This window comes from Streptomyces sp. NPDC047061 (assembly GCF_040643955.1).
Classification (GTDB): domain Bacteria; phylum Actinomycetota; class Actinomycetes; order Streptomycetales; family Streptomycetaceae; genus Streptomyces.
Genome location: NZ_JBEYVI010000023.1, coordinates 92,922 through 115,260 on the forward strand (window position 1 = coordinate 92,922; position 22,339 = coordinate 115,260).

At 69.7% G+C, this 22,339-nt stretch carries 17 protein-coding genes; 4 read left to right on the forward strand and 13 right to left on the reverse strand.

The annotated features are described in order from the left end of the window. Window positions 1–11: 11 nt before the first annotated feature. Genes ABZ887_RS29175 through ABZ887_RS29215 form a run of 9 tightly spaced genes read right to left on the reverse strand, consistent with a single transcriptional unit; the run spans window position 12 to window position 10,911 of the window. Complete coding sequence (locus ABZ887_RS29175; RefSeq protein WP_361295284.1) at window positions 12–2,042, reverse strand: PQQ-dependent sugar dehydrogenase; 2,031 nt, start codon at window positions 2,040–2,042, stop codon at window positions 12–14. Between the two features lie 11 nt (window positions 2,043–2,053). Further along, on the reverse strand, window positions 2,054–3,397 hold the full coding sequence (locus ABZ887_RS29180; protein WP_361295287.1) for a glycoside hydrolase family 27 protein: 1,344 nt from the start codon (window positions 3,395–3,397) through the stop codon (window positions 2,054–2,056). Then, window positions 3,394–6,654: a glycosyl hydrolase family 28 protein gene (locus ABZ887_RS29185; protein WP_361295290.1), complete on the reverse strand. Its 3,261-nt coding sequence runs from the start codon at window positions 6,652–6,654 to the stop codon at window positions 3,394–3,396. Before ABZ887_RS29185 ends, ABZ887_RS29180 begins: the two co-directional genes overlap by 4 nt. 12 nt (window positions 6,655–6,666) lie before the next feature. After that, entirely contained in the window at window positions 6,667–7,455 is a 789-nt protein-coding gene (locus ABZ887_RS29190; RefSeq protein ID WP_361295293.1) for a Tat pathway signal sequence domain protein, read from the reverse strand. Beyond that, window positions 7,452–8,651, reverse strand: a complete 1,200-nt coding sequence (locus ABZ887_RS29195) for a glycoside hydrolase family 88 protein (RefSeq protein WP_361295296.1) — start codon at window positions 8,649–8,651, stop codon at window positions 7,452–7,454. Before ABZ887_RS29195 ends, ABZ887_RS29190 begins: the two co-directional genes overlap by 4 nt. After that, window positions 8,648–9,751 carry a pyrroloquinoline quinone biosynthesis protein PqqE gene (gene pqqE / locus ABZ887_RS29200; RefSeq protein ID WP_361295299.1) on the reverse strand — a complete coding sequence of 368 codons (1,104 nt, stop codon included), beginning with the start codon at window positions 9,749–9,751 and terminating at the stop codon, window positions 8,648–8,650. The genes ABZ887_RS29195 and pqqE overlap by 4 nt, the downstream gene beginning before the upstream one ends. Further along, window positions 9,748–10,002 (reverse strand): pyrroloquinoline quinone biosynthesis peptide chaperone PqqD, encoded by a 255-nt coding sequence (pqqD, locus tag ABZ887_RS29205; RefSeq protein WP_361295302.1) that lies wholly within the window; start codon window positions 10,000–10,002, stop codon window positions 9,748–9,750. Before pqqD ends, pqqE begins: the two co-directional genes overlap by 4 nt. Then, entirely contained in the window at window positions 9,999–10,751 is a 753-nt protein-coding gene (pqqC, locus tag ABZ887_RS29210; protein WP_361295305.1) for a pyrroloquinoline-quinone synthase PqqC, read from the reverse strand. Before pqqC ends, pqqD begins: the two co-directional genes overlap by 4 nt. Before the next feature lie 19 nt (window positions 10,752–10,770). Then, window positions 10,771–10,911, reverse strand: coding sequence for a pyrroloquinoline quinone precursor peptide PqqA (locus tag ABZ887_RS29215; RefSeq protein WP_361295308.1), 141 nt, complete (start codon window positions 10,909–10,911; stop codon window positions 10,771–10,773). 332 nt (window positions 10,912–11,243) lie between these two features. On the opposite strand from ABZ887_RS29215, the gene ABZ887_RS29220 reads away from it, so the two are divergent. After that, window positions 11,244–12,080 (forward strand): aldo/keto reductase, encoded by an 837-nt coding sequence (locus ABZ887_RS29220; RefSeq protein ID WP_361295311.1) that lies wholly within the window; start codon window positions 11,244–11,246, stop codon window positions 12,078–12,080. 84 nt (window positions 12,081–12,164) lie between these two features. On the opposite strand, the gene ABZ887_RS29225 is transcribed toward ABZ887_RS29220, so the two are convergent. After that, window positions 12,165–12,776: a hypothetical protein gene (locus tag ABZ887_RS29225; RefSeq protein WP_361295314.1), complete on the reverse strand. Its 612-nt coding sequence runs from the start codon at window positions 12,774–12,776 to the stop codon at window positions 12,165–12,167. 227 nt (window positions 12,777–13,003) lie between these two features. Between ABZ887_RS29225 and ABZ887_RS29230 the strand changes: the two genes are divergently transcribed. Further along, window positions 13,004–13,699 carry a glycoside hydrolase family 75 protein gene (locus ABZ887_RS29230; RefSeq protein WP_361295317.1) on the forward strand — a complete coding sequence of 232 codons (696 nt, stop codon included), beginning with the start codon at window positions 13,004–13,006 and terminating at the stop codon, window positions 13,697–13,699. 132 nt (window positions 13,700–13,831) lie between these two features. Here ABZ887_RS29230 and ABZ887_RS29235 read toward each other — a convergent pair whose 3' ends face one another. Beyond that, window positions 13,832–14,743 carry a class I SAM-dependent methyltransferase gene (locus tag ABZ887_RS29235; RefSeq protein WP_361295320.1) on the reverse strand — a complete coding sequence of 304 codons (912 nt, stop codon included), beginning with the start codon at window positions 14,741–14,743 and terminating at the stop codon, window positions 13,832–13,834. 88 nt (window positions 14,744–14,831) lie between these two features. On the opposite strand from ABZ887_RS29235, the gene ABZ887_RS29240 reads away from it, so the two are divergent. After that, the gene (locus tag ABZ887_RS29240) at window positions 14,832–15,644 is read left to right on the forward strand and encodes a phytanoyl-CoA dioxygenase family protein (protein ID WP_361295322.1); all 813 of its coding nucleotides are present in this window, start codon (window positions 14,832–14,834) and stop codon (window positions 15,642–15,644) included. A 119-nt stretch (window positions 15,645–15,763) separates the two neighbouring features. Here the strand turns inward: ABZ887_RS29240 and ABZ887_RS29245 are convergent, their stop codons facing one another. Together ABZ887_RS29245 and ABZ887_RS29250 are read right to left on the reverse strand one after the other, a co-directional pair. After that, window positions 15,764–17,482: a glycoside hydrolase family 6 protein gene (locus ABZ887_RS29245; RefSeq protein WP_361295325.1), complete on the reverse strand. Its 1,719-nt coding sequence runs from the start codon at window positions 17,480–17,482 to the stop codon at window positions 15,764–15,766. A 50-nt stretch (window positions 17,483–17,532) separates the two neighbouring features. After that, entirely contained in the window at window positions 17,533–19,020 is a 1,488-nt protein-coding gene (locus tag ABZ887_RS29250) for a cellulose binding domain-containing protein (RefSeq protein ID WP_361295328.1), read from the reverse strand. 279 nt (window positions 19,021–19,299) lie between these two features. Between ABZ887_RS29250 and ABZ887_RS29255 the strand changes: the two genes are divergently transcribed. Beyond that, the gene (locus ABZ887_RS29255; RefSeq protein WP_361295458.1) at window positions 19,300–22,218 is read left to right on the forward strand and encodes a glycoside hydrolase family 48 protein; all 2,919 of its coding nucleotides are present in this window, start codon (window positions 19,300–19,302) and stop codon (window positions 22,216–22,218) included. Window positions 22,219–22,339: the final 121 nt, after the last annotated feature.

Here is a 22,339-nt window from a genome sequence, read left to right on the forward strand (position 1 = left end):
ACTGATGCCCGTCAACTGATGCTGACCCGGAAGATCTTGTCGGATCCGTCCGGCTCGTTGCCGTTGTTGTCGCAGTTGGTGGTGGACAGCCACAGCTGGTCGGCGCCCGGCACCTTGGTCACGGTCCGCAGCCGACCGTAGGTGCCCACGTAGTACGCGGTCGGCGTGCCGACGCTCTCCGCGTCTCCGTTGATCGGGATGCGCCACAGCCGTTCGCCGCGCAGCGAGGCCATGTAGACGACGTTGCGGACGATGGCGATGCCGCTCGGGGACGCCTCGGAGACGTTCCAGGTGGCCTTGGGGTTGGTCATCCCGGCGACCGAGCAGGTGCCCTCGCAGGTCGGCCAGCCGTAGTTGGCGCCCGGCTTGATCAGATTCAGCTCGTCCTTGGAGCTGTTGCCGAACTCGGCTTCCCACAGGCGCCCGTTGCGGTCGAAGGCGAGGCCCTGCGGGTTGCGGTGGCCGAGGCTGTAGACGTAGTTGCCGAACGGGTTGCCGGGGGCCGGCTTGCCGTCGGTCGTCATGCGCAGGATCTTGCCGTTGAGGGAGTTCTTGTCCTGGGCGAGGTCGGGGGTCTGGGCCTCCCCGGTCGAGACGTAGAGGTAGCCGTCGGGGCCGAAGAGGAGTCGGCCGCCGTTGTGGTAGCGGTTCTTCTTGATGCCCTGGAGCAGGATCTTGTAGTCGCCGAGCGTGCTGCCGTCGTAGGTCATGCGCACGACCCGGTTGCCCTCGTCGGCGGTGTGCATGAAGTAGACGTAGTGGTTGGTCTCCCACTTGGGGTCGACGGCGACGCCGAGCAGGCCGCCCTCCCCGTTGGTGGTGACGGCGTTCGGGACGGTCCCGACCTGGGTCCGGGTGCCGTCCTTGGTGACCTTCCAGACCCGGAAGTCGTCCCGCTCGGTGACCAGCGCGGTCTTGCCGTCGGGCATCCAGTAGGTGCCCCAGGGGATGGTCCAGCCGCTGGAGAGCGTGGCGACGGAGGAGGGCGTGCCGCCGTCGGTGGCGCAGGCCTTGGTGGTGAAGGTGACGGCGTTGCTCGGCGGGGAGACGTTCCCGGCCGCGTCCCGGGCGACGACGTCCAGGGTGTAGGGGCTGTCGCAGGCGAGGCCGGTGAGGGTGGTGGTCGTGGCGCCGGTGACCGTCTTGTAGACGGTGGTCCCGCTGCGGATGTCGTACGCGGTCACCGCCCGGTCGTCGGTGGAGGCGCCCCAGCCGAGGTCGGCGGTGTTCGCGGTGATGCCGGTCGCGGACAGGGTGCCGGGGGCGGTGGGCGGTGTGCTGTCGCTGCTCGGCTTCGTCGTGCAGTCGACGACGGGACTGGCCGGCGAGGTGTTCCCGGCCGCGTCGCGGGCGATGACGGTGAGGTCGTAGGTGGTGTTCGGGGTGAGGCCGGTGAGGGTCTTCGAGGTCGAGCTCCCGGCCGCCTCACCGATCTTGTTGCCGTGCTCGTAGAGGTCGTACGCCGTCACGCCCACGTCGTCCGTGGCCGCGCCCCAGGCGAGGGTGAGCGCGTCCTCGCCGATGCCGGAGCAGGACGGCTGGCCGGGGCGGGTGGGGGCCTGGGTGTCGGCGGCCGCGGCGAGGCTGACCTTGTCCAGGTTGGGGCCGCCGTTCGCGGTGGTGGCGGTGGCGCGGATCTTGTTGCTGCCCGCGGTCAGCGGGACGTTCACGGTCTTCGTCACCCAGGTGTTCCAGTCGGCGGTGGCCGGGAAGGAGACGCCGGAGGCGACGACCGTGCCGTTGACGGAGATGTCCAGCGGCCGGTCGGTGTCGGTGCCGTTGGCGAAGCGCAGGGCCAACGAGGAGGTGCCTGCGGTGGCGGCGCTCACCGTGAACTCCACGTACGAGCCCTTGATGTTGGTGTAGTCGACGAAGCCGGTGCCGGTGTAGCCCGTGTGGTTGGTGGCGGCGGTGCCCTGGGAGATCGTCGCGTCCTCGGCCTGGTAGTCGGTGGCCGCCCGTGCGCTTCCCGGCAGCAGGGCGACGAGGGGGACGGCCAGGGCCAGCGGCAGGGCGCGGGCGAGCAGGGTTCTGGGGGTCATGACGGTCCTCCTCAGCCGAGCGGCCGGACGCGGATCAGCCGGGTCTCGCCCGGGCGCAGGGTGGCGCTGTAGGTGGTGGCGACGGTGCCCTTGTGGGAGCCGGACCACAGGTCGGTGACGTCCCCGGAGCCGGTGAAGCCGACCTGGGACCAGTCCACGCTCACCGTGGAGTTACCGGAGGTGCCGGTGTTGAAGAGGGCCACGACGTACTGGCCGTCGCTCTCCTTCTTGCTCCAGACCTGCTTGACCCCGCTGTTCACGATCCGCTTCGCGGCCACCCCGTCCTGGTCGACGCCGATCAGCCGGTCGTTGGTGAGCATGGCCTTGTCGACGGTGTCGAGGTGGGTGAGGTCGGTGCCGAGGAGCAGGGGTGCGGCGGCCATCGACCAGAGGGTGAAGTGGGAGCGCCGCTGGTCGGCGGTGAGGCCCACCTGGTCGCCGTTGCCGATCTCCAGCGAGTCCAGGTCGTTCCAGCCGCCGGGTCCCGCGTACTGCTGCCAGTTCGCGGCCGTGTTGAAGCGGGCGGAGACGTGCGACCAGTCGGTGAGCGGATAGCCGCTGCCGTTGTCGCCGGGCCCGCAGTAGCACTCGACGTCGCCCTGGGTGCGCCAGCTGTTGGCCAGGGACCGCCAGGTCGGGGCGTCGGCGATCGCGAGGTTGTTGGAGAGCGCGAAGGTGATGGGGCGGCCGGAGACGCGCAGCGCCTTGGACCAGGCCTGGACGTCGGGGATGTCCTGGCTGCCCACCCCGTCGATCTTCAGGTAGTCGACTCCCCAGGAGGCGAACTGCTTGGCCCAGGAGTTCACGAACTCCTGGGCGCCCGGCTTGGAGTAGTCGATGTAGTACATGTTCTTGCAGTTGTAGTTCTTCTCGGTCTTCGAGGTGTCCGCGATGTCCTGCGCGTGGTACGAGGTGCCCTCGATCGGGGTGTTGCGGGTGACGGCGTTCTTGGCGATGCCGGGCGTGACGTAGAAGCCGAACTTCAGGCCCTTGGCGTGCACGTAGTCGGCGAGGGCCTTGATGCCGTCGGGGAACTTGGCGGGGTCGACGGCCCAGCGGCCGTAGGAGTCGACGGTGAAGCCGTTCGCGTCGCACTTCTGCCAGAAGTCGTCGAGGTTGACCTGGACGAAGCCGTGGTCCTTCAGGCCGCTCGCGGCGAGCGCGTCGGCCTGGGCCTCGATCTTGGCCTGGGTGGGCCACCGGCGCACATAGCTCCAGCTGCTCCAGCCCATCGCGGGCCGTGTCGCCTGGCCGTTGTCGGAGGCGGGGGCCGGGTGATCGGGGCTCAGGAGCGGCACCGCTGCCGCGGCCAGCAGTGCGGCGGCCGCCACGGTGAGGGTTCTGGTCCTGGTCACGGGCGTCCTCCGGTCACGGGTGTCGCGTAGGCCGTGCCGATCCAGGCCTCGTCGATCCGCAGTCGCTGGTAGCGGGTGGTGTCGGTGGCGGCGGCCCAGGTGGAGTCCACCTCCAGGCGGACGTAACGGGCCGTTACGGCCGTGAGGTCGATGCCCTGGATGCCGCGGCGGCTGGGCAGCTGCCCGGACTTGACCGCGCTCCCCCAGGTGGTGCCGTCGCTGCTGACGTACACCTTGTAGTCCTTGATGCGCGCCGACTGCTCGGTGTCCGAGCGGGCGTAGGCGACCGAGTCCTCGCGCTGGTTGAGCCCGAGGTACTGCACCTTCTTCGCCGAGCCGAGGTCGAAGGTGAGGTTCACGGGGAGCGTCTTGTTGTTGTCCCAGTAGGTGAGGTAGTCGCCGTCACCGGCGGCCGAACCGGCGTGGCCGCTCGCCGACGCGCTCGCGGTCACCTTGACGCCGGTGAGAATGCCCTGGCGGCCGGCGGTGGTGACCTTGAAGACGGTGTCGTACGGGTCCCAGTCGCCGAGTCCGGTCAGGGTCAGAACACCGCCGGACTGCGACCACGAAACCGCCTTGCCGGTGCGGAGATTCGTCACCGAGGCGATGCGGTAGCCGTTGTCACGGATCCGCAGGGTGCTGGTCGTCGGCGGGGTCAGGACGTGCACGTACTGGCGGTCCGGGTCGTCCTTGGCGACCGTGGTCACGCCGTGGGCGCCGTCGTTCCAGAAGCCGGGTTTGAGGCCGCCGTACAGGTAGCCGCCGCCCTCGGTGTCGTGCAGGGACTCCCAGATCGGGTCGAGGTAGGAGTTCGCGAAGGTGTTGAAGGCGGCCTGGTTGGCCGGGAACCTGCCGTTGACCTGGGCGGTCTCGGCCATCAGGGCCTTCACCGAGGAACCCGCGTTGGTGACGAGGCGGCCGAGGGTGAGCTTCCGGTCGACGGCCGGGTCGGAGCCGTCGTACCACCAGGCACCGGTCGAGGGCAGTTTGAAGTCGGCCTCGGTCAGGCGGGGCTGGGCGGTGTAGACGGCCTGCGGGTAGTCGTAGGCCGGGGTCATCCCCGTCTTCTGCTCGTTGCTGATCATGTCCATGATCGGCGTGTCCTCGTTGTTGTTGCTGAGCGTGTAGTCCGGGCGCTTCTGGTAGATCTGCTGGTAGAGGTCGCGGCTCTCCCAGTACGCGTTGTCGTTGTCGATCCAGAAGCCGCCGAGGTCGGGGTAGCGGTCCATGACCTCGAAGAAGTTGTCGTAACTGAACTGCCCGAAGCCGTCGTTGGTGGTCAGGTCGATGTTCTTGCCCTTGTAGGCGGAGTAGGCGGCGGAGTCGAGCCACTCGTGGCCGCCCTCGTCGTGCCACTGGGGGTCGTTGGTCATGTAGAGGATGACCTTCATGCCCTTGGCCTTGGCCGCGGTGATGAGTTCGCCGAGGAAGTCCCGTTTGGTGGAGCAGGAGCCGGGGATCTTCGACGGCCAGGGGCGAGCGTAGCCGAGGCGGCTGTGGAAGGTGGCGAGGACCAGGTACTGGGTGTGCAGCTTCTGGGCCTCGTTCACCCAGTAGTCCGGGGTCCAGCCGCCGCTGGTGACGTCGTTCTCCCAGGCGGTGCAGCTGGTGTGGGCGGGCGCGGTGCGCAGGCCCCAGTGCAGGAAGAGGCCGCCGACGGAGGCACGGAGGAAGTCCTGGCGGGGGTTCTCCAGGTCGAGCGGCCGCGCCGCCGTACCGCAGTCCTGACCGCCGGAGACCCGGAGCGTGCCGCCGGAGGTGTTGTGGCTGTCGGTCAGGCAGGCCCCGGTGACGTCCTGGAGGCCGATGTCGTACGGGGAGTCGCCGCCCTTCTGAGCGGTGAAGCGGGTGAGGCGGATGTCCCTTGCAGCGTTGGCGATGAGGGCCGGACGGCCGTCGTTCGCGGCGAACTTCACGCTGCTGTCGGTGAACTGCACATGGTCGGCGTTGTGCAGGTACCAGCCGTAGGCCGGCCGGGTGCCGATGGCCTTGGGGTTGTAGTCGTTCGGGTCGTTGCTCGGCACGCCGGTGGACATGGTGCCGTTGCCGCCGGGGACGGTGATGTCGACGTTGTCGAAGGTGATCCCGCTGATGCGGTGGCCGTTCTCGCCCCACAGGGTCGGGCTGAAGGAGGGGCTGTTGCCCGTGGCCGTGATGTTCTCGTACGTGACGTCGCTGATCGAGCCGACACCGGGACTGTTACCGCAGCGCTTGCGGGTGCCGATCTTCTCCATGATCGGCGAGTGCACGTTCGTCATCGTGATGTCGCGGTAGTGGACGTCGGAGATCTTCGCGCCGTCCATGGAGACCATGCCGAGGCCGGACTTGTCAGCGCCGTCGATGCGGATGTTCTCGAACCGGTAGTCCGAGAAGTCGCCGCAGGTCTCGGAGCCGAACATCAGGGCGTTGCAGCACTTGGCGCCCAGGGTCGAACCGCTCACCCGGACATGTCCGTTGGGCAGCTTGGCGCCGAGCGCGTAGTCGCTCTTGAAGACCAGGGCGTCGTCGTTGGCGTGGATGGTGGCGTCGGTGATCGTGGCGTTCGTCGTGGAGATGACGTTCCAGCCGTCGCGGTCGCTCGCGGTGTCGATGGTGAGGTGGTCGGAGGTCACGTCGTTGCAGCCGTTGATCAGGACCGCGAAGTGGCCGCCGCGGCGGAGGGTGAGTCCGTCGCCGATACGGAGGCCGTCGCAGCGGGTCAGCGAGATGATCTTGTCGGCCTCGCCGGTCTTCGGGTTGCCGGTGATCAGGTTGCCCGCGCCGTCGATCACGCCCTGGCCCATGAAGCCGATGTCGGTGAGCCGGTCGCCGTAGATCATCGCGTCGTGGAAGTGGCTGTGGCCGTAGTCCTGGTAGGCGTCGTACGGGTTGGACTCGGCCTTGTCGTAGGTGTCCGCGCTGGAGCCCTGGAGGGTGGCGCCCTTGTCGAGCTGGAGCGTCACATGGCTCTTCATGTGGATGGTGTTCTTCGACTTGTAGGTGCCGGCGGTGAAGCGGACGGTGCCGCCGCCCGCCGCGTTCGCGGCCGTGACGGCCTTGTCGATGGCCGGGGTGTCGTTGGTGGAGCCATCGCCCTTGGCGCCGTAGTCATGGACGTCGTAGACGGCGCCGGCGCGTGGTGCGGTGGGCTCCGGGGCGGCGAGGGCCGCGGGGTGGGAGAGGCCGAGGACGACGGCGAGGACGAAGAGGACGATCGCGGCGGCACTGTGCCGTGGAATCGAGGCGGCACTGCGCCGTACAGCCGTGGGGGGCTTCATGGTGACGGTTCCTCACACCTGTTGGTAGCCACGGAGGTTGGTGAGCAGGAGGTAGGTGTCCTGCAGGGAGCCCGAGGTGTCGCCCAGGGAGCGGTAGATGCCCCACTTCGGGCGGACCCGGTCGGCCAGGAAGGTGTCCACGCCGGACTTCGAGGCGTCGATCACGGTGGCGCCGCCGGACTTGAGGATCCAGCGGACCGAACCCGCCGAGCCGTTACCGACCTTGATCTGGAAGTCGACGTCGGTCCAGGTGTCGTGCAGCGGGTCGAGGTCGGTGCGGCCGACCAGGATGTCGTCGATGGCGAGCCTCAGCTCGATGGTCTGTCTGCCGTTCACCCGCCGCAGGGACTGCACGACGATCGGCGAGGTACCGGTGCCGGGCTGCTTCATCTGCATGATGTGGGTGAAGGTGGTGGTCGCCTTCAGCGAGCTCGGGATGTACATCGAGTACGTCACCCGCCAGGTCTGGCCCTCGTTCCACTTGAGGTAGCTGCCGGCACCCGTGCGCAGGCCGGTGACCTCCTGGCGCTGGCGGTCGGTCGAGGTGTCGCGGTCGACCGTGTGCATGTTGAAGCGCCAGTTGTTCCCCGTGGCGTAAATGTGCGGCTGCCCGGCCGGGTGGGAGTCGGCGCGGTCGTCCTCGACGGTCTCGAAGGCGCCGAGGCCGTCGCCGCTCGCCGACGGCTGCCACTTGAGTTGCCAGGACGCCGCGTGCGCGGGGGTGGCCGGCAGACCGACGGCCGCTCCCGCCGCTCCGGCGAGCGCGGCTCCCAGCACCGCCCTTCTGGATGTTGTGCTCATGACACTGAATCACCTCGCAGTTGCTCGTTCATGATCAGGAAGGCCCCGAGGCCGTGGAAGTCGTTGGTGGCCCGGGTGCGGTCGACGTAGTACGCGTAGTCGCCGACGTTGGTGCCGACGGAGATGCCGGCGAGGTTCGTGCGGCCGTCGGCGCCGACCGACAGCTCGGCGAGCACACCCTGGTAGCCGCGGCGGGCGACGTCCGCGTAGTGCGGGTCGAGGTAGTGCTGCTGGGCGCCGCGCGAGAGGGCGTAGGTGAACATGCTGGAGCAGGAGGTCTCGGTCCAGTTGTCGGCACGCCCGCCCTTGTCGATCACCTGGAACCAGCGTCCGGTCGCCGGGTCCTGGTACCTCTCCAGGGCGGCCGCCAACTTGCCGAAGATGGTCAGCAGTTGCGGGCGGCGGGACTGGTTCGCCGGGATCGCGTCCAGCACGTTGACGATCGCCATCGCGTACCAGCCGACGGCCCGGCACCAGTGCTCGGGCGCGAGCCCGGTCGCCGGGTCCGCCCAACTCGCGGTCTTCGACTCGTCGTAGGCGTGTTTGAGCAGGCCGCTCGCGACCTGGAGGTGGCCGCCGTAGACGGCGAGCTGCCTGGCCGCCTCGTCGTCGGTGTACGCGCTGTCGCCGAACTCCCTGCCGTACTCGACGAGGAACGGGTTCACCATGTAGACGCCGTCCGCCCAGAGTTGATGGGCGCGGCTGCTGGTGTCGGCATGCCAGAAGCCGCCGTCGCCGGTGCGCGGGTAGGTGTTCAGGCGGTCGCGGATCTTCTGTGCCGCCTTGCGGTAGCGGTCCTGGCCCGTCTCGTGGTGCAGGATCACCAGGAGCCGGCCGGCCTGCATGCTGTCCAGGCTGTTGAAGGACTGGTCGATCGAGCCGTCGCTCTTCACGAACCGGTCGACGTAGTTCCTGATGTAGGTGAGGTAGCGGGCGTCGTGGGTGCGCCGGTAGGTGAGGTACTGGCCGTAGAGGTAGAGGCCGACCGGGTAGGACCAGCCGCCTATGGTGCTCGGGGTGTAGCGGGCCATGGTGGAGTCGACGACCGCGGTGGACCAGTCGGTGGCGGCGGCCGGCCTGGCCGGGGTGACGGCCGCAGCCAAGGCGGTGGCGGGCGGCGGCAGGGCCGCGGGGAGCGCGGCCAAGGTGGCGGTGGTGAGTGCGACGGCCGCGAGGGCGGCTCGCAGGCGCTTCATGGTCCTCCTTCTGCGGGAGCTTCTCTGGGGACGGCGGCGGCCGAGGTCCGCCGCAGGGGTACGAGACGGTGGTCGGGGGCGTGGCGGCAGGCCGGGTCGGTGTTGCGGGCGTCGCCGGTGAGCGCGTACGCCTGGCAGCGGCAGCCGCCGAAGTCCGTGGTGCGCAGGGCGCAGCCGCGGCAGGGCTCGCGCATCCAGGACTCGCCGCGGTAGGCGTTGAAGGCCTTGGACTCCCGCCAGATCCAGGCGAGCCGGCGGTCCTTGACGTTGGGCGGGTCGAGGCCGGGCAGGGCGGCCGCGGCCGGGCAGGGCAGGACGGTGCCGTCGGGGGTCACGGTGAGCGAGATCCGGCCCCAGCCGCCCATGCAGGGTTTGGCCGTGCCGGTGAGGAGGTCGGCGGTGACCCAGACCAACTCCGTTTCCCTGCCCAGGCGTTCGCGCTGGCGGAGCACCGTCTCGCGGGCTCGCTCGACCTGCCCGGGCAGCGGCAGCAGGGCGGCGCGGTTGCGGGCCGCCCAGCCGTGGTACTGGGTGTTGGCCAGCTCGATCCGGTCCGCGCCCCAGGCCACGCCGAGCGCGATCAGATCCTCGACGGCGTCCAGGTTGCCCCGGTGCAGGACGACGTTCAGCCCGAAGGGCAGGCCCGCCGCCCGGATCAGCCGGGCCGCGCGTTCCTTGGCCGCGAACGAGCGGGCGCCGGCGATGCGTTCGGCGGCCGTCGGCTCCGCGTGCTGCACGGACAGCTGCACCCCGCGCAGCCCGGCCCCGGCCAGTCCGGCCAGCCGCCGCTCGCTCAGCCCCACCCCGCTGGTGACGAGCTGGGTGTGCAGGCCGGCGGTGTCGGCGGCGGCGACCAGTTCGGGCAGATCGCGTCTGAGCAGCGGTTCGCCGCCGGACAGGTGGGTCTGGACGACGCCCAGCTCACCGGCCTGCCGGAACACCTCCGCCCACTGTCCGGATGTCAGTTCCACTGACCGACCGATCAGTCGGACCGGGTTCGAACAATATCCGCAGCGCAGCGGACAGGCGTGGGTGAGCTCGGCGAGCAGTGCCCAGGGCGGTTCGACGGCGGCCGGCGGGGCCGGTCCCGTGGTGGTCATCGCAGCCACCCCTCCTTCCGTAACGCCGTGAGGAACTCCGGGACCTCGGCCGCGACCGGGGCACCCGGGAACGCCTCGGACAGTTCGGCGACGATCTCGGCCACGGCCCGACGGCCGTCGCACAGCCGGAGCACGCCGCCCGCCCGGCCGTGCAGCACGACGACGCGCTCGGGCAGCAACAGCAGATCGGTGCCGCGGACCCGGTCGTGGCGCAGCACGACCGTGCGGGCGAGGGCGGGCCGCCAGGTCATGGCCCGCCGCCGTCCCGGGCCTCGCCCCAGCCCCGGTCGTCCCCCCGGTCCACGGCGTCGAGCAGTGCCCACAGCACCTCGCACTTGTAGGTGAGGGCGGCGACGGCGCGCTGCTGCGCCTCGCGGGTGCGGGCCCAGGCCAGGACCAGTTCGAGGGCCTCGGCGCCGTCCCGGGCGCCCTGGTCGACGCGGGAACGGAAGTAGGCGAGGCCGACCGGGTCGATCCACGGATAGTGGTGTTCGAAGGCGGTGATGCGGGTGCGCATCAGACCGGGTGCGGACAGTTCGGTGAGGGAGGCGGCGACCGCGTCCAGTGCGGGGCGCAGACGGCAGAAGGTGACGTACCCCTCGACCGCGAAGCGCACCCCGGGCAGCACCCGGGAGCCGTCCCAGAGCTGTTCGCGGGGGAGGCCGGCCGCCTCGCCGAGGCGCAGCCAGCGCTCGATGCCGCCCTCGCCGTCGGCGGTGCCGTCGTGGTCGCGGATGCGGCGCAGCCACGGACGGCGCAGCTCGGGCCGGTCGAGTTTGGCGAGGACCAGGGCGTCCTTGACGGGGATGTGCCGCTGGTAGTGGAAGCGGTTGGTGATCCAGCGGCGCAGTTCGGCCGGGGTCAACTCGCCCCGGTGCATGCGCTGGTTGAAGGGGTGCCGGTCGTGGTAGCGGTCGGCGGTGACGGCGCGCAGCCGTTCGGTGAACTCCGGGGCCGGCCAGGCGTCGGCAGCCGTCCCGGCGGCGGCGGTGACGGTCATGGCGGGCCGCCCGGGCGGGTCAGCGGTCACCGAGGGCGTAGCCGGTGACTTCCAGGGCGGTCTCCACGACCTGGTAGCCGGGGCTTCGCCAGACCTTTTCATCCGATGTCTGTACGGCGGCGGGCGCCGCCTGGCGGTCCTCGGGCGTCGTCTCGTTCATGGGTGCGTACCTGCTTTCCTGAGGTTGGGGGGTCTCAGAGCGCAGAGAGAGGTGTTCCGTTCCACAGGGTTCCGCCGGAAAACCCACAGGAATGTTCACATCCCTGTACCGGGTTCAGCGATACGTCCGACGATGCGCACCAGAGTCTCCGTAGCAACCGGCCGCGGTCAATGGTCCGGACCCATAACGTCGGATCCATTTCCGGCCAATCTCCGCCCGCAGCGCTGACTCACCGGTCAGTTCCGGCGGATTACGCGGTCAGGAATGCGTCGACGCCGGTGATCGTTGACGATGGAGGTAATACCTGTCGACAACCTAAGGATCGAGAGCTCGTGAGCAGCAAGGTCCCCCCGAAAATCCTCAACAACGGTGTCGAGATGCCCCAGCTGGGCTTCGGCGTGTGGCAGGTGCCGGACGACGAGGCCGAGCGGGCCGTCGCCACGGCACTGGAGGCCGGGTACCGCAGCATCGACACAGCGGCGATCTACGGCAACGAAGCGGGCACCGGCAAGGCGATCGCCGCCTCCGGCGTACCGCGTGAGGACATCTTCGTCACCACCAAGCTCTGGAACGCCGACCACGGGTACGACGCCACGCTGCGCGCCTTCGACGCGTCGCTGGCGAAGCTGGGTCTGGACTACCTGGACCTGTACCTCATCCACTGGCCGCTGCCGGCCCGGGGCAAGTACATCGACTCGTACAAGGCGTTCGAGAAGCTGTACGCCGACGGCCGGGTCAAGGCGATCGGCGTCTCCAACTTCCTCCCCGAGCACCTGGAGCGGCTGATCGCGGAGACCTCGGTCATCCCGGCGGTCAACCAGATCGAGCTGCACCCGCACCTGCAGCAGCACGCGCCCCGGGAGTTCCACGGCGAGCAGGGCATCGCCACCGAGGCCTGGTCGCCGCTCGGCCAGGGCAAGGGGCTGCTGGAAGTACCGGCGATCGTCGCGATCGCACAGAAGCACAACCGCACCCCGGCCCAGGTCGTGCTCCGCTGGCACATCCAGCTGGGCAACGTGGTGATCCCGAAGTCCGTGACGCCGTCGCGGATCAAGGAGAACATCGCGGTGTTCGACTTCAGCCTGGACACCGAGGACCTCGCGGCGATCAGCGCGCTCAACGAGGACCGGCGCATCGGGCCGGACCCGGCGACCTTCGACGTGGGCTGAGCGAGAACCCGGTCCGCCTCGGCCGCCCCGCCGTACGCACGGCGGGGCGGCCGTTCGCGTTCGCGGACTCCCGCGCGGGGCGCGTCAGTCGGAGCGTACGTCCGCGTGGACGACCTCGAACTCCTCCAGGCCGACCACGGTCACGTGCGCCTTGGCGGCGTCCGCGCGCCGGGCCGCCGCCTGCCCGGCGCGCGAGCCGGCCATCGCGGCACGGTCGACGAAGAGCGAGCCGACCATGCCGCGGCCCCGCTCCCGGTCGACGAACACGGCGCACCGGGCGAAGCCGGGCAGCGCTTCGAGCCGGGGTATCGCCGAGGAGCGGAACGTCTCCGCGAACAGGTCCGCGTCGGCCGGGTCGAACTCCACCCGGGTGGACCGCATGCCGCCGCCCGCCCTCGGCAGCTGCACCGAGTGGAAGACGGCCACCTCGAAGTTCTCGACGGCGACGGTGCCCGCGAACGGCTCCAGCATCGGCCTGCGCCGCTCGCGCATCACCTGGTCGCTGTTGCGCCGGGACTCCTCGGAGCCCCACCAGCTCACCGCGAGCAGCTTGCCCAGCTCCCGGTCGACGAGGACGTCCGCACCCCGGTACTCGGGACGTTCTTCGAGCAGTTCACGCCCCTGACTGTTCAGGGACCTGATGGCCGCCTCGACCTTCGCCGGATCGCCGGTGACGTACACCGCGCGTACGAACATGACCCCTCGCCTCCCAGGAGCCACCGGAGCCACCGCCCAACCCCCGCACGGCTCCTGCGTAAATATCCCGAATGTCCTGCACCACCAGTGTTCCCCGGCACCCATATCACCGCAATGCGCGAGAAACCGCCGAGTTGACATCCAGGGGTTGACGCGGACATGCAGCCGGGTCCACCTTGTACGACACCCGGTCAGGAAACTTTCCTAACAGAAGGGGACCCCCCACAGTGCGCATCCGAACACTGACCCTTGCCGCGGCCTCCGGGGCCGCACTGCTCGCCGCCGGAGTGCTTCCCGCGAGCGCGTCCGGCGCCGCCGTCCCGAAGTCCGCCCAGGAGGGCTCGGTCAGCGCGGCGAACCTGCTCGCCAAGGTGACGTCCTGTTCCCAGATCTCCAGCGGCAAGTACCGCACCGACGACGAGACGTCGGCCACGATCCCCGTCTGCGGCAAGAACGGCGCGGTCTTCTGGAAGGCCGACATGGACATCGACTGCGACGGGCAGCGCACCACCAACTGCAACGAGGACCGCGACCCCTGGTACCAGGACGACACCGCGTTCCACCAGTCCGACGGCAAGCCGCTCAAGGCCGAGTCGCTGCCGTACATCGTGGTCCCCAGCACCAGCAGCATCTGGAACTACTCCAGCGCCGGCATCAAGGGCGGCGGAGTGGTCGCCGTGATCTACAACAACAAGGTGGAGTACGCGGTGGTCGGCGACACCGGCCCCACCAACATCATCGGCGAGGCCTCGTACGCCACCGCCAAGGCGCTCGGCATCGACCCCGACCCGGCGACCGGCGGGGCCGACTCCGGCGTGACCTACATCCTGTTCAAGAACTCCAAGGTCTCCCCCATCGAGAGCCACAGCGCGGCCGTGACCCTCGGCGACCAGCTGGCCAAGCAGTTCCTCGCCAACAACTAGACCCCCGAGGCGCGTTCGCGCCCCACCGGCCCGGGGAGGGCGGGCGGCCCGGTACCGCACGGTACCGGGCCGCTGTGGTTCGACGGCGCCGCAGTCGACAGACGACATGTCGCGGCAGTTCCAGCGGAGCGCTCAGGCGGGCCGGACCGCCGTGTGCACGGTGCGGACGCCGAGGACGAACAGGTCCGGCCTGCGGTGCACGCTCGCCGGGTCGGCCGGGTCGAGGAGGCGGTCCAGGGTGGCGCGGTCGTCGGCGTCGAGGCCGTCCGCGACCGAGTCCCGCAGCCTGGAGAAGATCTCGGCCGCGTAGGCGCGGGCGCGGTCGGAGGCCGGGGCGGGCAGGTCCAGCAGGAAGCTGCGGGTGCGGGCGTACTTCAGGCCGGCGGAGGACAGCAGCGCAGGCCAGTCCTCGGCCTCCGCGACCGAGCCGGGGAGTTCGGTGCGCATCTGCCCGAACCACTCCTCCTGGAGTGCGTCGAGCCGTGCCTGGAGGCCGGGGCGGCCGATCCCGAAGTCTCGGGGCAGGAAGCGGCTCGGCAGGCCCCCTTCGAGGATGGCCAGGGTGCCGCCGGGAGCCAGCCGCTCGCCGAACGCGGTGAGCGCGGCCCGCTGGTCACCGAGGTGGTGCAGGCTGTGCCCGGCCCAGAGGAGATCCGCCGGGTAGTCCAACTCGCCCAGAATTCCCGGCAGTTCACCGTGGAGCACACCGAAGCGATCGGCCACGCCCTGCCGCTCGGCACGGGCCCGGGCCCGGTCGAGGAGCGGTTCGCTGCCGTCCACGGCCAGCACCCGCGCGCCCGGGAACACCTCGGCGAACAGACACGACACCACCCCCGGTCCGCTGCCGACGTCGACGATCAGTCCCGGCTCGGTGACCTCCTTGCCGAGCCAGCTCAGCGCGCTCTCGTAGAGGGGCGCGAAGAGCTCCGCCTGTGACTCCAGGGAACCGGCCATCTCGGCCCAGTCGATGTCGGTGTTCGAGTGGGTGTGGGTGTGGGAGTGCGCGTGGGTGCTCTTGTGGTCGTGGTGGTGGTCGTGCGCCATGGGGTCAGCCTCTCGTCCTGGGTGTCGCCAGCGTGCGCCGACGCACCGTCCGGAGGCCAGTCCTGTTGCCGGTGCGGCAAAAAACCGGATGCGGACGGCAAGGCGGCCGGTCCACGATGACCGGGTGGACGACGAGCTGGTGGAACACTTCCTGACCGACGGTTTCGTGAAGATCGAGGGCGCGTTCCCGCCGCGCGTCGCCGAGGACTGCGCCCGGCTGCTGTGGCGGGAGACGGGGTACGACCCGGCGGATCCCGGCACCTGGAAGGACCCCGTGGTGTGGGTGGCGGGGATGGCCCAGGGCCCGTTCGCGGCCGCCGTCAACTCCCCTGTGCTGCACCGGGCGTTCGACCTGCTGGTGGGCGAGGGCCGCTGGGCGCCGCGCTATTCGCTGGGCAGCTTCCCCCTGCGGTTCCCGCACGCCGAGGAGCCGGACGACGCGGGCTGGCACATCGAGGGGAGCTACCTCCCGGACGGCGTCGAGACCCGCTGGTACTACACGAACCTGCGCTCCCGCGACCGCGCGCTGCTGATGCTGTTCCTCTTCTCCGAGGTGACCGAGCAGGATGCGCCCACCCGGATCCGCGTCGGCTCGCACCTCGACATCCCCGCGGTCCTGGAGCCGTACGGCGAGGAGGGCGTCTCGATGCTGGAGATCGCCCCGCAGGTCGTCGAGGCCTCCGCGCACCGCCCCCTCGCGTACGCCACCGGCCGCCCCGGTGACGTCTACCTCTGCCACCCCTTCCTGGTCCACGCGGCCCAGCCCCACCACGGCACCCGCCCCCGCTTCCTGGCCCAGCCACCGTTGATGCCGGCCGTCCCCTACGAGCTGGACCGCCCCGACGGGGACTATTCGGCGGTGGAGCACTCGATCCGCCTGGGCCTGTCCCAAGCTGACTGACTCCGGCGAACCCCCGCGCCCCAAAGGGGCGCTGGGGGTCCCCCCGGCCGAAGGCTGGGGGAGGAACTGCGCGACCAGCCCCCACCGGCCCGCAGCGTCGATCCCAGCTCAACCTGCCATCACGACAACGGCGGGTACGCGTTGGCCATCAGCTGCTGGAACTGCGCCGAGAACCAGTGCCCGGACAACGGCGCGTTCGGCAGCGCGCCGGACATGCTGTTGCCGTTGCGCGCATTGCCCGTGTACGTCGGGTCGCACATCTGGTCGAAGCCCTTGCCCTCGTCGTTCGGGATGGCGGAGCTGGAGCCGTCGGACTCACCCGGCGGCTTCATCCAGACGTAGGCGTCGATCCCGGCGGCCGGAGCGGCCTGCGGGCGTTCGCCGAGGCCGGCTCCGGACTGGTTGCACCAGTTGCCGACGTGGATCCGGCGGTCGTAGCGACCGCCGTCGACGTACGTGTCCACGCTGGTCGTCGCGCCCGGGCCGGTCGGCCGTGCGCTGCCGCCCCAGCCGTTGCGGGAGGTGTCGATCAGCATGCCGATGCCGGAGTTGAAGCCGACCGAGACCAGCTGGGTGCGGAAGGCCTGGGCGAAGGAGAGTTCGTCGACGTAGCGGTTCCAGTCGACCCACTTGGACTGGCGGACGGAGGTGCCGTTCACCGTGTCGTTGATGGTGAAGTTGTTCTCCTTCAGGGCACTGTAGTTGGCCGTGTTGGTGATGAACCCGGCCACGTCGTCGACGGTCGCGCCCTCGCTGGTGGCGGCCTGCTTGAACAGGGTGGCCGCCGGGGCGAAGTTGTCGTCCCAGCCGAGCCAGCCGTGGTGGCCGGCGTCGAGGTAGTTGTAGACGTTGGGGATCGCGCCGAGCTTGGCGAGGGCGTAGCCGACGCCCTTCACGTAGTTGCCGTTGGCCAGCATGGTGTTGCAGTTGGCCGTGGCGGTGGCCCGGCTGCCGGTGTTGGTGACCAGGTTGGGCAGCGAGTCGATCTCGATGGTGGTGACGATCCGCAGCGAGGCGTACTTGCTGTCCGAGAGGATCGCCGCGATCGGGTCGACGAACTGCGTCTTGTACTTGTCGATCTCCGTCGGGCCGAGCTCGCCGTTGGAGGCGAGGGCCGCGCAGTCGCGGCCGGGCAGGTCGTAGACGACCAGCTGGACGACTTCCTCGCCGCTGCCCTTCTGGGCGAGCGCCGCGTCGAGGTGGGCGCGCAGACCCATGCTGGTGCTGGTGCCGTTGATCGCGGCGATGCGGTCGAGCCAGACGCCGGTGGGCTGGTTGGAGACGCGGGTGCCACCCGGTTCGGCGGCGGCCTTCGCGGACCACTCGGGGTTCACGTACACCTTGGCGCCGGAGTACGGGTTGTCGACGCGGGTGCCGCCGCCCCCGCCGCCACCGCCTCCGCCACCGCTGCTGCCGTCGTCGACGTTGCAGGTAACGCCGTCGAGGGTGAAGGCGGTCGGCACCGCGTTGCTGCCGGAGTACGACCCGTTGAAGCCGAAGCTGACCGAACCGCCGGTCGCCAGGGTGCCGTTGTAGGTCTCGTTGTTGGCGGTGACGGCGGTGCCGCTCTGGGTGAGCTTGGTGTTCCAGTAGCTGGTCACCTGCTGGTTCCCGGCGTACGACCACTTCACCGACCAACTCGACTTCGCGGCCGAGTTGTTGGTGACGGTGACGGCGGCGGTGAAGCCTGCGCCCCAGTCGCTCTGGATCTTGTAGTCGACGGTGCAGGGGATCGCGGAGATCGCCGCCTGGGCGGAGGGGGTCACGGCGACCGCCGGACCCGACACCCCGGCGACGAGCGCCAGGGCGGCGAACACCGCTGTTCTGGTACGACTCATGAGTGCGGGTTTCCTTCTTCTCGGTGGGCGTGCTTCTTCCGTGGGCGTGCTTACGGGTTGATGGCCTTGAGGTGGTCGCGCAGCCCGACGCCGTACGCCGTGGGCGTACCGCTGTAGTCGGAGATCAGGGACGGGCCGGACGAGCAGTCCCAGGTGTTCCAGGTCCAGCCCAGGTAGGAGAGGCCGCGGTCGTCGAACCACTTCATGACCTGGTCGACGAAGGCGTGCGAGCAGGTGTTCTCGCCGATCTCCCCGGCGACCAGCGGCACCTGGGCCGCGACCGGGGCGAGGGTGGAGTTCCAGCAGCTCTCACTGGCGCAGGTGTTGAAGTTATAGACGTGGTAGGCGGCGGCGAGATTGCCGGCCGGGTCGGTGGGCTTGTGCGTCAGCCACTGGCTGAGGTCGTTGGAGTACGCGAGCCCGCCGATCATGATCACGTTCTTGGCACCGGCACCCCGGATGCTGTCGACCAGGTCCTGCATTCCGGCGACCTCGTAGCCGATCCCCGGGCAGGTGCCGCCGTCCCGCCAGCACTGCCAGGCCTGGGTGACCGTGGAGGTCGCCCGGTCCGGGTAGGGCTCGTTGAACAGGTCGAAGACGGCCGCCTGGTCGTCCTTGAAGGTGCCGGCCACCGAGGACCAGAAGGACGGGGCGTACTGCGCGTCCGGCATCGGCTTCTGGCAGGTGGCGTGCACGTCGGAGCAGCCGGCCGAGTTACCCGTGTACTGGCCGTAGGACCAGTGGAGTTCGAGGATCGGGGTCAGGCCGTACGACTCGACGCGGGCCACCAGTTCCTTCACGGCGCTGATGTAGTTGGCGCCCGCGTACTCGGGTTTGACGTTGGACAGTCCGAGCCAGCACTCCTCGTTGAGCGGGATGCGGACGGCATTGGCCTTCCAGTCGGCGATCGCCTTGATGGCCGCGTCGTCGACCGGGCCGTCCCAGATCCCGTAGCCCTGCACGCACATGAACTCGCCGCCGGAGCGGTTCACCCCGAGGAGACGGTGGGCCGTGCCGCCCGCGTCCACGAGCCTGGTGCCGGAGACGTGCAGGGCCGGTGCGGTCCCGCCGGCGGGCGGCTCGGTCGGCGTCGGGGTGGGGGTGGGTGTCGGCGTGGGCTGCGTATCGACGTTGCACGTCGTGCCGTTGAGCCGGAACGCCGTCGGTACGGCGTTGCTCCCCGACCAGGAGCCGAGGAACCCGGCGCTGACGGCGCCGCCGGTGGGCAGGGAGCCGTTCCAGCTCTCGTTGGCCGCGGTGACCGTCGTACCGGACTGGGACCACTTGGCGCTCCAGCCCTGGGTGACCTTCTGGCCGTTCGCGAAGTCGAAGCCCAGGCTCCAACTGCTCAGGGCGGCCATGTTGTTGGTGATGGTCACGGAGCCCTGGAACCCGGTGTCCCACTGACTGGTGACCGCGTACTCCACCGTGCAGGCCGGCGTCGCCCCGGACGCCGACACGACCGGCACCAGTGCGGACCCGACGAGGGCGGCCGCACCGGCGACGGCTAAAAGAACTGAACGCGGGGGGTGTCGCATGAGCGACTCCTTGCAGCTCGGGCGCGTCGTGACGGACGCGTCGACTGAACGGAATCGCTCCCACTGGTGCGAAGGAAGGTAGCGCCAAGCGGGGGCAAAGAACAGGGGAGTTGCTTGACTTTTCCGCAGTGACGTCCGTCGAATCTTTTCGACTCTTCAACGGCCTTGACCGCACCATGCCACGTCTTCACTATGGGAGCGCTCCCACTGGTTCAAGCCTTGACTTCTCCCCGAGCCGCAAGCGCAAGGAGGAACCAGCACATGCGACCCGGATATGCCATGCACTCCGGGCGGAGGCGCAGAGCCGTGCGACGGTTGTGGACGGCCGTCGTCGCGGCCCTGGCCCTGCCCGTGTCGATGCTCGCGACCGGCACGACTCCCGCCCAGGCGGCGACGGTCCAGTGCAGCGTGGACTACAAGACCAACGACTGGGGCACCGGCTTCACGGCCGACCTCACCCTCACCAACCGCGGCACCGACGCGATCAGCGGCTGGACACTGACCTACGCGTACACCGGCAACCAGAAGCTGGTGAGCGGCTGGAACGGCACCTGGTCCCAGTCCGGCACCTCGGTCACCGTGCAGAACGCGTCGTACAACGGCACGATCGCGGCGGGCGCGGCCGCGTCGACGGGCGCCCAGTTCTCGTACACGGGCAGCAACACGGCCCCGGCGAGCTTCGCGATCAACGGCACGACCTGCACCGGCGCCCACCAGCCGCCCATCACCGTGCTGACCAGCCCGAGCGCGGGCGCGGTCTACACGCAGGGCGACGCGGTCCCGCTGGCGGCGACCGCGGCGGCGGCCGACGGCGCGACGATCAGCAAGATGGAGTTCTACGACGACACCACGCTGCTCGGGACCGACGCGTCGGCGCCGTACTCGCTCTCGGTCTCCAGCCTGACCGTCGGCAGTCATTCCCTGGTGGCGAAGGCGTACGACAGCCTGGGCGCGTCCGCGTCCTCGACGCCGGTCGGCATCACGGTCGCCTCGGGCCCGGCGGTGGTGGCCTCGCCGACCCAGCTGGGCGTCCAGCAGGGCGCGACCGGCAGGTTCGCGGTGACCCTCTCGAAGCAGCCGAGCGCCAACGTGACGGTGTCCGTGGCCCGCACGGCCGGCAACACCGGGCTGTCGGTGAGCGCGGGATCGTCGCTCACGTTCACGCCGTCCAACTGGAGCACCGCGCAGAACGTGACCGTGGCCGCGGACTCCGCCGGCACCGGCACCGCGACCTTCACGGCCTCGGCGACCGGCTACACCGGTGCCACGGTCACCGTGACCGAGCTGGCCGCGTCGAACGCGTACGACGCGCGCTTCCTGGACCTGTACGGGAGGATCACCAACCCGGCGAACGGCTACTTCTCCCCCGAGGGCGTCCCTTACCACTCGGTCGAGACGCTGATCGTCGAGGCTCCCGACCAGGGCCACGAGACCACGTCGGAGGCGTACAGCTACCTTCTCTGGCTGCAGGCCATGTACGGCAAGGTCACCGGTGACTGGTCCAAGTTCAACGGCGCGTGGGCCCTCATGGAGAAGTACATGATCCCCACCCACGCCGACCAGCCGACCAACTCCTTCTACAACGCGTCGAAACCGGCGACGTACGCGCCGGAGCTGGACACCCCGAACGAGTACCCGGCGAAGCTGGACACGTCGGTGTCGGTGGGATCGGATCCCATCGCCGGTGAGCTGAAGACTGCATACGGCACGGACGACGTGTACGGCATGCACTGGCTGGAGGACGTCGACAACGTCTACGGCTACGGCGACACCCCGGGCGGCGGCTGCGAGGCGGGCCCGACGGCCGACGGGCCGTCGTACATCAACACCTTCCAGCGCGGTCCGCAGGAGTCGGTGTGGGAGACGGTTCCGCAGCCGACCTGCGACGCCTTCAAGTACGACGGGACCAACGGCTACCTGGACCTCTTCACCGGCGACTCGTCCTACGCCAAGCAGTGGAAGTACACGGACGCCCCGGACGCCGACGCGCGTGCGGTGCAGGCCGCGTACTGGGCGGACGTGTGGGCGAAGGAGCAGGGCAAGGGCTCCGACGTCTCCGCCACCGTGGGCAAGGCAGCGAAGATGGGTGACTATCTGCGCTACGCGATGTACGACAAGTACTTCAAGAAGATCGGCAACTGCGTGGGTCCGACGACCTGCGCGGCCGGCACCGGCAAGGACGCCTCCGACTACCTGCTCTCCTGGTACTACGCGTGGGGCGGGGCGACCGACAGCAGTGCCGGATGGGCGTGGCGGATCGGCTCCAGCCATGTGCACGGGGGTTACCAGAACCCCTTGGCCGCCTATGCGTTGAGCTCGTACGCCGACCTGAAGCCCAAGTCGGCCACGGGCGCGACGGACTGGGGCACGTCCCTGACCCGGCAGCTGGAGTTCTACCGCTGGCTGCAGTCGTCCGAGGGCGCCATCGCGGGCGGTGCGACCAACAGCTGGCAGGGGCGGTACGCGAGCCCGCCGTCCGGTACGTCGACCTTCTACGGCATGTACTACGACTGGGAGCCGGTGTACCACGACCCGCCGTCCAACCAGTGGTTCGGCTTCCAGGCCTGGTCGATGGAGCGGGTCGCCGAGTACTACCAGCAGACCGGCAACGCCTCGGCGAAGGCGGTCCTCGACAAGTGGGTGGCGTGGGCGCTGTCCAGGACCACGATCAACCCGGACGGCACGTACCTGATCCCGTCGACACTCCAGTGGTCGGGGCAGCCCGACACCTGGAACGCGTCGAGTCCGGGCTCCAACAGCGGACTTCACGTCACGGTCGCCGACTACACGAACGACGTGGGTGTCGCCGCCGCGTACGCCAAGACGTTGACGTACTACGCCGCCAGGTCCGGTGACGCGACGGCGAAGTCCACGGCCAAGGCGCTGCTCGACGGCATGTGGAACAACTACCAGGACAGCCTGGGGATCGCGGTGCCGGAGACGCGGGCCGACTACAACCGCTTCGACGACGGCGTGTACGTGCCGAGCGGGTGGAGCGGGAAGATGCCGAACGGCGACGCGGTCAACTCGTCGTCGACGTTCGCCTCGCTGCGGTCCTTCTACCAGAACGACCCGGCGTGGTCGAAGATCCAGAGTTATCTGGCGGGCGGGGCCGCGCCCGTGTTCACGTATCACCGGTTCTGGGCTCAGGCGGACATCGCGCTGGCAATGGGGTCTTACGCGGAGTTGCTGGAGTAGTTCCGGTGGCTGCGTGGTCGGCTGCGGATTTCGTTGTGGCTGGTCGCGCAGTTCCCCGCGCCCCTTGCGGGGCGCGACAGCCAGGTCGGCCGGGCGGTCCCCCACCCGCACTGGGGGATCG

Coding starts and splice junctions, on each gene's coding strand:
- ABZ887_RS29175 (WP_361295284.1), bottom strand. CDS start 2,042: ATGACCCCCAGAACCCTGCTCGCCCGCGCCCTGCCGCTGGCCCTGGCC.
- ABZ887_RS29185 (WP_361295290.1), bottom strand. CDS start 6,654: ATGAAGCCCCCCACGGCTGTACGGCGCAGTGCCGCCTCGATTCCACGG.
- ABZ887_RS29190 (WP_361295293.1), bottom strand. CDS start 7,455: ATGAGCACAACATCCAGAAGGGCGGTGCTGGGAGCCGCGCTCGCCGGA.
- ABZ887_RS29195 (WP_361295296.1), bottom strand. CDS start 8,651: ATGAAGCGCCTGCGAGCCGCCCTCGCGGCCGTCGCACTCACCACCGCC.
- pqqE (WP_361295299.1), bottom strand. CDS start 9,751: ATGACCACCACGGGACCGGCCCCGCCGGCCGCCGTCGAACCGCCCTGG.
- pqqD (WP_361295302.1), bottom strand. CDS start 10,002: ATGACCTGGCGGCCCGCCCTCGCCCGCACGGTCGTGCTGCGCCACGAC.
- pqqC (WP_361295305.1), bottom strand. CDS start 10,751: ATGACCGTCACCGCCGCCGCCGGGACGGCTGCCGACGCCTGGCCGGCC.
- ABZ887_RS29215 (WP_361295308.1), bottom strand. CDS start 10,911: ATGAACGAGACGACGCCCGAGGACCGCCAGGCGGCGCCCGCCGCCGTA.
- ABZ887_RS29225 (WP_361295314.1), bottom strand. CDS start 12,776: ATGTTCGTACGCGCGGTGTACGTCACCGGCGATCCGGCGAAGGTCGAG.
- ABZ887_RS29235 (WP_361295320.1), bottom strand. CDS start 14,743: ATGGCGCACGACCACCACCACGACCACAAGAGCACCCACGCGCACTCC.
- ABZ887_RS29240 (WP_361295322.1), top strand. CDS start 14,832: ATGCGGACGGCAAGGCGGCCGGTCCACGATGACCGGGTGGACGACGAG.
- ABZ887_RS29245 (WP_361295325.1), bottom strand. CDS start 17,482: ATGAGTCGTACCAGAACAGCGGTGTTCGCCGCCCTGGCGCTCGTCGCC.
- ABZ887_RS29250 (WP_361295328.1), bottom strand. CDS start 19,020: ATGCGACACCCCCCGCGTTCAGTTCTTTTAGCCGTCGCCGGTGCGGCC.
- ABZ887_RS29255 (WP_361295458.1), top strand. CDS start 19,300: ATGCACTCCGGGCGGAGGCGCAGAGCCGTGCGACGGTTGTGGACGGCC.